Here is a 9391-nt window from a genome sequence, read left to right on the forward strand (position 1 = left end):
GAGAGTTGGCGATTCGCCATGCCAGGCGTCCGAAATCGGCTCGCCCGAGGGGTGCGGGAACCGGCAGAGTACGCCCATGACTACCGCGGGACTGGACGACGACGGCTTCATCGCACGGGAGGGCTCATTGGCCCGGGTGCCCCAGGCGTTCGCACCCGTGGTCGCCGCCGCCCGGACGCTGATCGCCGAGGTCTTCGACCGCCCCCGGCTGCACAGCGCCTACCTCTACGGCAGCATCCCGCGCGGCACCGCGATCCCCGAGGTCTCCGATCTCGATCTCCTGCTCGCCCTGAGGCAGGAGCCCTCCGCCGCCGACCGGGCTGATGCCGACGCGCTCGAATCCCGGCTCGATGCTTCCTTCCCGCAGGTCAACGGTGTCGGAATCCTCCTGTTCAGCGCCGACACGCTGCTGAGCGAGCTCGAACGTCACGATCTGGGCTGGTTCGTGGCCTGCCTGTGCACCCCTTTGCTCGGTGACGACCTCGCCGCCGGACTGCCCCGCTACCGCCCCACCTCCACCCTCGCCCGCGAGACCAACGGCGATCTCGCCCTCGCCCTCCCGCGCTGGCGCGAGCGGGCGGACTCGGCCGGTACGCCCGCCGAGCGCCGGGCGCTCAGCCGCGCAGTCGCCCGCCGGATCGTACGGACGGGCTTCACCCTGGTGATGCCGCGGTGGGGTGGTTGGACCAGCGATCTCACCGAGTCCGCCGGCGCGTTCGCCCGCTACTACCCGGAGCGCGCCGAGCAGATGCGTCTGGCGGCGGCCGCGGCCCGTACGCCGACGGCGGACCCGGCCGTCCTCAAGGTGCTCACCGAGGACCTCGGGCCGTGGCTGGCTGCCGAGTACACCGCCGTCCACGGGGAGAAGACGCCCCGGACCTGACATCGGACACGTCCTGTCCTACGCCCGGTGCTCGGGCAGCCAGTGCTGCGCGTAGGCGACGGCGTCGCGGAGGCGGAAGAGGCGGGTGGTGGCGGCGCCGACCGTGGCGTGGCGGACGGACTTCGGGCGGTCGGCCTCGAAGGCGGTGCCGAGTTCGGCGAAGTCGTCGGCGCAGACGGCCCGGTCGCGGACGGTGAGCCGTTGCCGGCCCTCGGGGGTGAGGGCGGCGAAGGAGATGTCCTCGCTCGGGCCCGGGACGCGGTATTCGGCGAGGTGGAAGCAGGTGCAGGAGCCGAAGTCGACGCCCAGCAGCAGGACCTGGGCGTCGCGGTCCTCCAGCCGGGCGAGCGGGCTGGATTCGCCGAGCAGGCAGTCGAGGGCGTGTCCGTCGGTGGTCTCGGCGGCGCCCGGGCCGAGGGCGGCGAAGGAGGTCTGCGGGTGGGCGCTGCGCCGGGCGCCGGGCCAGGTCCGGACGGTCTCGGGGATGGCGCCCATTCCCAGGGTCGGGCTCACCTGCGGGTCGTACGCGGGCCAGGACGCCCGGATGTCGGGCCACCAGGCCTTCGGCACCGGCGGGTTGGACCAGCCGGCGGGGTCGGAGTTGTCCCCGGTGTGGGTGGGGACGGCGAGGGTGCCGGTCGGTCCGAGGGCGTCGAGCAGGGCCTGGACGACGGCGACCGGTCCGCCGGAGACCCAGCCGAGGGAGCGCAGCGAGGAGTGCACGAGCAGCGTGCCGCCGGGTTCGACCCCGGCGGCGAGCAGCTCGGCGGCGAGTGACTGGCGGGTGCAGAGGGGGCCGTTGACGCGCATCGGGCCAGCTTGCAGGTCGGCGGGCCGGGTGCGCCAGCGGGTTTATCTCCCTCGCCCGGACACCGCTCGCGTGCCGCTTCTGACGCATCGCCAAATTGGTCTCGACCATTTGGTCTTGACCATTGCTTTGGGTTCGGAGGTGGAGGAGGATCACCGCGAAGCGCCGGGCGGCGGACTCCGGCGCTCCTCTTGGAGGGAAGAAGGCACCGGCATGGCAATGCGCAAAGCGGTTTCCACCATGGCCCTTGCTGGACTGCTGGCTGCGGGCGGGCTGATGGCCGCCCCGGCTGCTCAGGCATCCACGAGCGTGACGACCGGATACGTCTATGTCGGCATGTACCCGAGCGGCGCCGCGTGCGACGCCGCGGGTCGGGCCTACGTGGCCCGGGGCGAGGCGGTCAGCTACTTCTGTGATGTCGCCCCGAACACGGCCCGCCTCTCCATCTGGCCCTGGTAGGCGGGCGGGAGCGGCAGGCCGCCGGCCGGGCGGCCTGACCCCGAGCTCCTTGTGAAGGTTGATGGTCGCGGAGCAGGAAGTCGGTCCCGCCGACTTCCTGCTCCGTCTGTAGGTGGCCCTGCTCGTCGGTCGCCGAGCCCCGCGAGCCCGGCCGCCGGCTGATCGAGGACACCGAAGGCTGCCTCTCCGTCCCCGGCGCCGGCACCGAACTCGCCCGGGACCGCAAGCGCGTCCTGCGCCAGACCGCCGACCGCCGGGAGGACGTCTTCGCCAGGAGGGCCCAGCGGGCCGCCCGCGCCGCCCGGGCGTCGGCCCGCTGACCACGCCCGACCAGGACGTCGGGTGCGGGCCGGTCCGGGGGCGGCGCACCCGGACAGCTGGGGACTGTCGGCATTCGGCGTCGACGTGTCGGGTGAGCCGGCCGCGTTCCGCTGCGGGGCTGTCGGCGCGAACCGGTGTTCAGTAGCATGAGATCGCCAACGCCCGTGGCTCCGAGGGGACGAGTGACTGCCGAGTGCCTACCGTGACCGCAAGCAGCCCGGTCTTCGACGTCGTGGACATCGACGTGGACGCCGACCTCGCACTGGACGCCGACACCGCCGCCGACCGGCCCTTCCGCCAGGTCGGCCGGACGGACTCCGACCTGGACAGCCCGATCCTGACGGAGCCCGCACCGCAGATCACCCAGATGGACTTCGAGGTGGACGCCCCGGGCCTGATGGACCCCCCGCCGCAGGTCGTCCAGCTGGACTTCGCCGTCGATATCGCCTGACGCCGCCGACACCGACCGACACCGCCCGATGGACCCGGACCGCCCGTACGGCCGCCCCTTCGACCGCTTCCCGACCCGCCGCGAGCACGAGGACCGCTGGGCGGAGCTGGCCCGGGCCATCGCCGCCGCCCCCGGGCCGGGCCGCCCCGAGCGGGACGACGGGACCGTCGAACCAGCCACGCCCAAGGGCGAGTTGACCGTACTCGGCTCCGGCATCGAGGCCGCCGGGTTCACCCGCGCCGACGAGCGGCTGCTCCGCGAGGCGGACCACGTCTTCCACTGCGTCGCCGACCCGGTGACGGTGGTGCGGATCAAGGCCTGGCGGCCCGACTCCTACGACCTCGGCGTCCTCTACGACGACGCCAAGGACCGCTATCTGACGTACGTGCAGATGTCCGAGGCGGTCCTGCACTTCGTCCGGGCCGGGCGGCGGGTGGCGGCGGTCTTCTACGGCCATCCGGGCGTGTTCGTCCTCTCCAGCCACCGCGCCGTCCGGATCGCCCGCCGCGAGGGCCACACGGCCGTGATGCGTCCGGGGATCAGCGCGCTGGACGTCCTGTGCGCCGACCTCGGCGTGGACCCGAGCAGCCCCGGCATGCAGACCTTCGAGGCCTCGGACCTGCTGATCCGCGGCCGGCGGATCGACCCGGGCCTGCACCTGGTGCTCTGGCAGGTCGGGCTGGTCGGCGAACTCGGCTACCAGCGCACCGGGTTCTTCAACCACCGGCTGCCCGTCCTGGTCGACCGGTTGGAGGAGGTCTACGGCCCCGACCACCCCGTGGTCAACTACATCGGCGCCCGCTACCGGGGCACCGCCCCCGTCACCGACCGGCACACCGTCGCCGGGCTCCGGGACCGGGCCGTGCGGCGGACCGTCACCAGCGCCTCCACCTGGTACCTCCCGCCGGCCGTCGCCGCCCCGGCCGACCCGCGGATGCTGGAGCGGCTGGGCCTGATCCGGCCCGGCCAGACCGTGCGGCCGCCCACCGGCCCGGTCCGGAACATCGACGAGTACGGGCCGCGTGAACTCGCCGCCCTCGACGGCTTCACGGACTTCCACGTCCCCGGCGGCTACCACTGGCAGGAGGACACGCCCGCCGCCCGCTTCGTCCTCGCCCTGGGGGAGGACGGCGCCCTGCGCGAGCGCTTCGTCCGGGAGCCCGAGGCGGCGGTGGCGTCCTGGGCGCCGCCGGACCTCGCCGACGCCGAACGCGCCCTGCTGGCCCGCCGCGAGGACGCGGCCATGCAGGCCGCCGCCAAGGGCCGCTACCGGCGGCCGACCCCGGAGGCGGCGAGGAGGCTGCGCACCCTGCTCACCCGCAAGTCGGAGGCGCGCGCGCTGCTCCGGTCGGTGCGCGACGGCGGGCTCGGGGGCGGCGGGCTCGGGGGCGGCGGGCTCGGGGTCGACGGGAGCAGTATCCGTCGCGACCTGGACACCGTCCTGGCTGAGGCCCTGTACCCGTGGACGGGCCTCTACGGCACGCCGGACGGCGACCTCGACGTCTACGTCCTGGGCCGCGCCACCGACCCGCCCCGGCACCGGATCCACGTCAACGGCCGGCGGATCACCGCCCCGCGCCACGACCACGGCGTGCTGCGCTGGAGGGTCGAGGACGGCAACGACTGTGGTGGCGAACTGCGCACCGAGGTCGGCCGGGACGGGCGGCGCCGGCTGGTCGGCGCGGTGTGGCCCGCCGGGCGGGTGGCGTCGGCGGAGTTCTCGGTGCAGCTCGTCGAGTACGCCCTGCCGGACGTGCCGCCGCTCGCCGACCTGGTCGGCGACTACCGGGTGGCGGACGAGGCCGGGCGCGAACTGGTCGTCTCCGTCGGGCCGGGCGGGGACGGCCCGGCACCGCGGGTCCGCGTCACGGTCGACGGCGTGCCCACGGCGGCCGCCGTCGTGGTCGGCCCGGCGGGCTTCGAGGTGGACGGCGTCGCCGTCCCCTACGCCCAGGCCGTGGCGGCATCGGCCGTGCCACCGTATCTGTACGGCTGCTACCGGGTGCAGCTGCCGGGTGGCCGCGGCGCGCAGCTGCGGGTGGCCGAGGACGGCGTCGCCCTCAACGAACAGTCCATCCTCCACGCGGAGTTCACCGGCAGGCGCCTCACCTGGCGCGACGGCCCAGCACCGCTGCCGTCCGCCGAACTGACCCTGCTGCTCGACCCGATCACCCTGCACCCGATGCTCACCGGCACCGGCACCGGCACCGGCACCGGCACCGGCACCGGCACCGGCGCCGGCCACGCGACCGGCGCCGGCCACGCGACCGGCGGCCCGCCGCTGCCGGTGGTCGGCATGGTGCCGGTCGCCGCCGAAGCGGCCGAACGCCTGGCCGCTCGCCCGCAGTTCGGCCTCCCGGCCGGGCCGTGGGCGCACCTGACGGCGCTCGCCGCCGAGGCGAGCCACGGCGGCGGCCTGTTCTGGTGGCACGGCTGGGAACAGTCCGCCACCGCCCTGCACACGGTCCGGCGCGCGCTCTGGGAGGCGGGTCTCTGACCGCGTAGCCCTCCGGGGCCGGACAGGGCCCAGCCGCGCCGCCGCCGATCGGACACCCCTTCACCGCGGGCCGCCACCGTCCACGCAGCAGCGATCGGGTCGCCCTCGACAACTCCGGCTCACAGAAGTTGTGATGACGTCCCGTAGGGAAGTTCCACGCAGAAATCGGGGGACTTGTCGGGGGTCCACCCGGATGTCGCACCTTCGCGCCAGCGGAAGAATCGCCGCCATGAAGACAACCCGGCGGGCAACCAGATGCGCGGTGAGCTGTGCCGCCGCCATGGTGATCATCCCCCTGAGCGTGTCGGCCCCGGCTGTCGCGGCACCCACCGCGGCACCGCCGACGGCGTCCAGTGCGCCGAAGGCCCGGACGGCGAGTGCGTTGTCGTTGCCGAGGCCGACCGGGCCGTACGCGGTCGGTCGTGCCACCCTGCACCTCGTCGACGATCGGCGCGCCGATCCGTGGGCACCGCAGTCGGGACCTCGACAGTTGATGGTCGACCTCTACTACCCTGCCCGCGCCGACAGCGGCACGCCTGCCGCGTACATGAGCACCGCCGAAGCGTCGGCGCTGATCACCTATGCCGGTCTGTCGGGGGCCCTCGAACCGGCCCGCCTCGCCGACACCCGTACGTGGGCCCGGGCCGACGCGGCACCGGTGCGGGGCCGCTACCCGCTCGTCGTCCTGTCTCCCGGTTTCACGGTGCCCCGCTACACCCTCACCGCGCTGGCCGAGGAACTGAGCAGCCGGGGATTCGTGGTGGCGACCGTCGACCACGCCCACGAATCGGCGGCCACCCGATTTCCGGACGGCATCCTGCCCTGTACGGCGTGTGACGAGTACAACTCCGGCGCCGCCACCCAGGAACAGATCGCCGCAGGCCGCGCCCGGGACGTTTCCTTCCTGCTCACCGAGCTCACCGGTCCGCGCCCGGTGTGGCGGTACTCCACGCTCATCGATCCGGCGAGGATCGGCATGGCCGGACACTCCGTCGGCGGCGATGCGACCCTGGCCGCCATGGGCGCGGACCGACGCGTGCTGGCCGGTGTCGACCTCGACGGCGCCATCACCCCACCGGTTCCCGCGACCGGCATCGGCGGCCGCCCGGTCCTGCTGATCGCGGCGGCGGACCCGAGCGGCCCGGACATCGTGCCGTCCTGGAAGAGCAGTTGGCCGAACCTGGACGGATGGAAGCGCTGGCTCACCGTTGCCGGCGCCGACCACTACACCTTCACCGACCTGGACTACCTGGTCAACGAGAGCGGCGTGCTGCCCATTCCGAACGCCCCCCGGTCGATCGCGATCACCACCGGCTATGTCGGCGCCTTCTTCGAACGCCAACTCAAGGGAACCTGCGAGCCGTTGCTCAACGGCCCCAGCCGGGACTTTCCCGAGGTGACCTTCACCGGCCCCTGACCGGCACGGACGGCAGAAAGGGCCCCGGCGCCACGGAGGCGGCCCGCCCCCATCGAGGCGACGGCCATAGCGGATGCCCGCCGCTCGTCACCGTCCGCTGCGTGAAGGACTTCGGCCTCCAGACCCGGATGGACCCCCTCACCGCCCAGCACCCGTCCGACCGCCACCCCCACCCGAGTCCGACCTCAACCCCAACCCCACCCCCCGGTTCGCTGACCACGGCGTGAGAAGTCGGCCCCACCGACTTCCCGCGCCGAACCCGTCCCGGACTCACCTCCCCGGCAGCCGTCCCTGGCGCGAACACACCGGCGGAGTTCCGTCCGTGAGAACGGGCTCCTCGTAGCACTCGACGCGCAGGTCGCCGCGCAGGTCTTCGAGTTCGTAGAGCGCCTCCTCCAGGAAGGCGTCGGCCCAGGCCTCGATCGACATCGTCTCCAGCGCGTGGTTCGAGACCTGGCTGAGCGGTCCCCGATTCATCGGCTCCCACTCCGGTGCGAGGTCCGAACGGAACATCAGTCGCCACCAGTACGGCTGCCAGTACGGCTTCTTCGGCTGCAACGAGACCAGCTTCCGGTGTCCTTGAGGCGAGGCGGTCGTACCCCGACATCCGTGAAATGACGGGTTCCGGGGCCGAACGGTTGCTCAGGCATCCGCCCGCGCCGGATACATGGATCCCTGGACGGTATATGCCTATGAACGGTATGTGTATTCGCATGACATTGCGCTCCACGCAGGAGCTCACGTCGCTACGGCCCGGCGCCTGCGCACCTCCCGTCCGACGGCCGGGGGCCATCGCGTGAACACTGCCACCACCAGCACCACCGGCACCGTCTCGCTCGCGGCGTTCTCCAAGATCATCGGCTGCCGCTGACCCTCGGGCCGCCGTTCGAGCCCGCCGCCCGGTTGTCCCGGGCCGCGGGCTGCGGGCCGCGGGCCATGCGCCGGGCGGTGCCGTCCGCTCAGCCGATGTGGTGCCGGTCGAGCCAGTTGAGGGAGTGGTCGGCGAGTTCGGTCCAGCCGTGGTCGACGGTGAGGGAGTGGCCCCGGTCGTCGAAGCGGTGGTAGTCGGTGACGGCGGAGGACTTGCGGTACTGCTTGCGGGTGGAGCGGGTCAGCACGTCGGGCACGGTGTGGTCGAGCTTGCCGGACAGGAGGAGGAGCGGCCCGCGCTCCTGGTTGCGGGTGTCGACCTTGGCGGGGGAGTGGGGGGCGAAGTTGCTCAGGGCGAGCTGGAAGAGCGGGCGGGCCGGGCTGGGGATGGTCCATTCGTCGAAGAGCTCGTCGGACTCCTGCTGGGAGACGGCGTTGGCGAACGCGTAGCGGAACTGCCCGGGGTCGAGCGAGACGGCGCGCTTGGTGTTGGCCGGGTTGCGCAGGAACGCGAAGGCCGACTTGGCCTGGGCGGGCCCGACGGCCTTGACGCCCTTGATCTGGCCGGGGCAGATCGCGACGGCCGCCCGGGCGAGGTTCTGGCCGAGGAGGTGCTGGGCGATGAAGCCGCCGACGGAGTGGCCGACGAGGACGGGCGGGGTGTCGAGCTCGCGGATGATCCGGGCGTGGTGCGCGGAGATCTCGGCGAGGCCGATCCCGCCCTGGGGGTCGGGGTTCCTGCGGGCCTGGGCGACGGTGGCGGGGACGCCGGGCCATTCGGGGAGGATCGGCTCGTAGCCGGCGTCGCGGAACCGGTCGGCCCAGCCCTGCCAGCTCGTGGAGTGCAGCCAGAGGCCGTGGATGAACATGACCGGGGTGCGGTTGCTGGGCATGGCGGGGTCTCTCCTGGTGCGTGAGGGCTGGGGGCCGGATCGGCGGCCGGTTTGGGCCCGGTTTGGGCCCGGTCGTCCGGTCCAAGAAGTAGAAGGAGCGTTCTCTCTACATCTCCAAGGTAGAACGATCCTTCTGTTAGCGTCAAGCCATGACGACGAGAGACTCCACGCCACCGCGCGCTCGCATCCTGGCCGCGGCGATGCGGCTCTTCTACGCCCAGGGCGTGCGCGGGGTGGGCATCGACCAGCTGATCCGCGAGTCGGCGGTCGCCAACGCGACCTTCTACCGGCACTTCCCGTCCAAGGACGACGTCGTGCTCGCCTACGTCCACGAGCACGACCGGCTCTTCCGCGCGGCCGCCGCCGCGGTGGCGGACCTTCCGCCGCGCGAGGCCGTGACGGCCCTGTTCACGGGCATCGCCGACGAGTTCTGCGCCCCCGGCTTCCGCGGCTGCCCGTTCATCAACGCCGCCGCCGACTACCCCGACCCCGACCACCCGGTCAGCCGCGCGATCCAGGAGCACATGGACTGGTTCCGCGCCCTGCTCACCGGCCTGCTCGCCACCGCCGGCCACCCCGACCCCGACCGGGCGGCCGACACCCTGCTGATCCTGCGGCACGGCGCGATGAACCAGAGCCGCTTCACCGCCCCTACGGCGGTGCGCGAGGCGCTGGCGGGCGCGGTGTCCGCCGTCCTCGGCTAGATGATTGATGCCAAGGGCTCGTTGGCGCGCATGACATGAAGCGAGGGAGTCCAAAGGTCGGTTGTGACGCCTGACCTGGACTCCCTCG

9 protein-coding genes are annotated in these 9391 nt (G+C 73.0%); 6 read left to right on the top strand and 3 right to left on the bottom strand.

Features of this window, described 5'->3' with window-relative positions; all coding sequences use genetic code 11:
- Window positions 1-76: 76 nt before the first annotated feature.
- Entirely contained in the window at window positions 77-883 is an 807-nt protein-coding gene (locus ACIQVZ_RS30185) for a nucleotidyltransferase (RefSeq protein ID WP_402454217.1), read from the top strand.
- Window positions 884-901: 18 nt separating this feature from the next.
- On the opposite strand, the gene ACIQVZ_RS30190 is transcribed toward ACIQVZ_RS30185, so the two are convergent.
- Window positions 902-1693 (bottom strand): AAC(3) family N-acetyltransferase, encoded by a 792-nt coding sequence (locus ACIQVZ_RS30190; RefSeq protein ID WP_350886451.1) that lies wholly within the window; start codon window positions 1691-1693, stop codon window positions 902-904.
- Window positions 1694-1763: 70 nt separating this feature from the next.
- On the opposite strand from ACIQVZ_RS30190, the gene ACIQVZ_RS30195 reads away from it, so the two are divergent.
- The 4 genes from ACIQVZ_RS30195 to ACIQVZ_RS30210 all read left to right on the top strand — a co-directional run bounded on the left by ACIQVZ_RS30195 (window position 1764) and on the right by ACIQVZ_RS30210 (window position 6836).
- Window positions 1764-2150, top strand: coding sequence for a hypothetical protein (locus ACIQVZ_RS30195; protein WP_402454220.1), 387 nt, complete (start codon window positions 1764-1766; stop codon window positions 2148-2150).
- 523 nt (window positions 2151-2673) lie between these two features.
- The gene (locus ACIQVZ_RS30200; protein ID WP_402454222.1) at window positions 2674-2922 is read left to right on the top strand and encodes a hypothetical protein; all 249 of its coding nucleotides are present in this window, start codon (window positions 2674-2676) and stop codon (window positions 2920-2922) included.
- A 28-nt stretch (window positions 2923-2950) separates the two neighbouring features.
- Window positions 2951-5419 carry an SAM-dependent methyltransferase gene (locus tag ACIQVZ_RS30205; protein WP_402454225.1) on the top strand — a complete coding sequence of 823 codons (2469 nt, stop codon included), beginning with the start codon at window positions 2951-2953 and terminating at the stop codon, window positions 5417-5419.
- A 280-nt stretch (window positions 5420-5699) separates the two neighbouring features.
- Window positions 5700-6836 (top strand): alpha/beta hydrolase family protein, encoded by a 1137-nt coding sequence (locus ACIQVZ_RS30210; protein WP_402454226.1) that lies wholly within the window; start codon window positions 5700-5702, stop codon window positions 6834-6836.
- A gap of 270 nt (window positions 6837-7106) precedes the next feature.
- Here the strand turns inward: ACIQVZ_RS30210 and ACIQVZ_RS30215 are convergent, their stop codons facing one another.
- Both ACIQVZ_RS30215 and ACIQVZ_RS30220 read right to left on the bottom strand, forming a co-directional pair.
- Window positions 7107-7394 carry a hypothetical protein gene (locus ACIQVZ_RS30215; RefSeq protein WP_402454227.1) on the bottom strand — a complete coding sequence of 96 codons (288 nt, stop codon included), beginning with the start codon at window positions 7392-7394 and terminating at the stop codon, window positions 7107-7109.
- A gap of 401 nt (window positions 7395-7795) precedes the next feature.
- On the bottom strand, window positions 7796-8599 hold the full coding sequence (locus ACIQVZ_RS30220; protein WP_402454229.1) for an alpha/beta hydrolase: 804 nt from the start codon (window positions 8597-8599) through the stop codon (window positions 7796-7798).
- A gap of 149 nt (window positions 8600-8748) precedes the next feature.
- On the opposite strand from ACIQVZ_RS30220, the gene ACIQVZ_RS30225 reads away from it, so the two are divergent.
- Window positions 8749-9303: a TetR/AcrR family transcriptional regulator gene (locus ACIQVZ_RS30225; RefSeq protein ID WP_402454231.1), complete on the top strand. Its 555-nt coding sequence runs from the start codon at window positions 8749-8751 to the stop codon at window positions 9301-9303.
- The last annotated feature ends 88 nt before the right edge of the window (window positions 9304-9391 follow it).

The organism is Kitasatospora sp. NPDC098663 (genome assembly GCF_044760075.1).
Lineage (GTDB): Bacteria > Actinomycetota > Actinomycetes > Streptomycetales > Streptomycetaceae > Kitasatospora.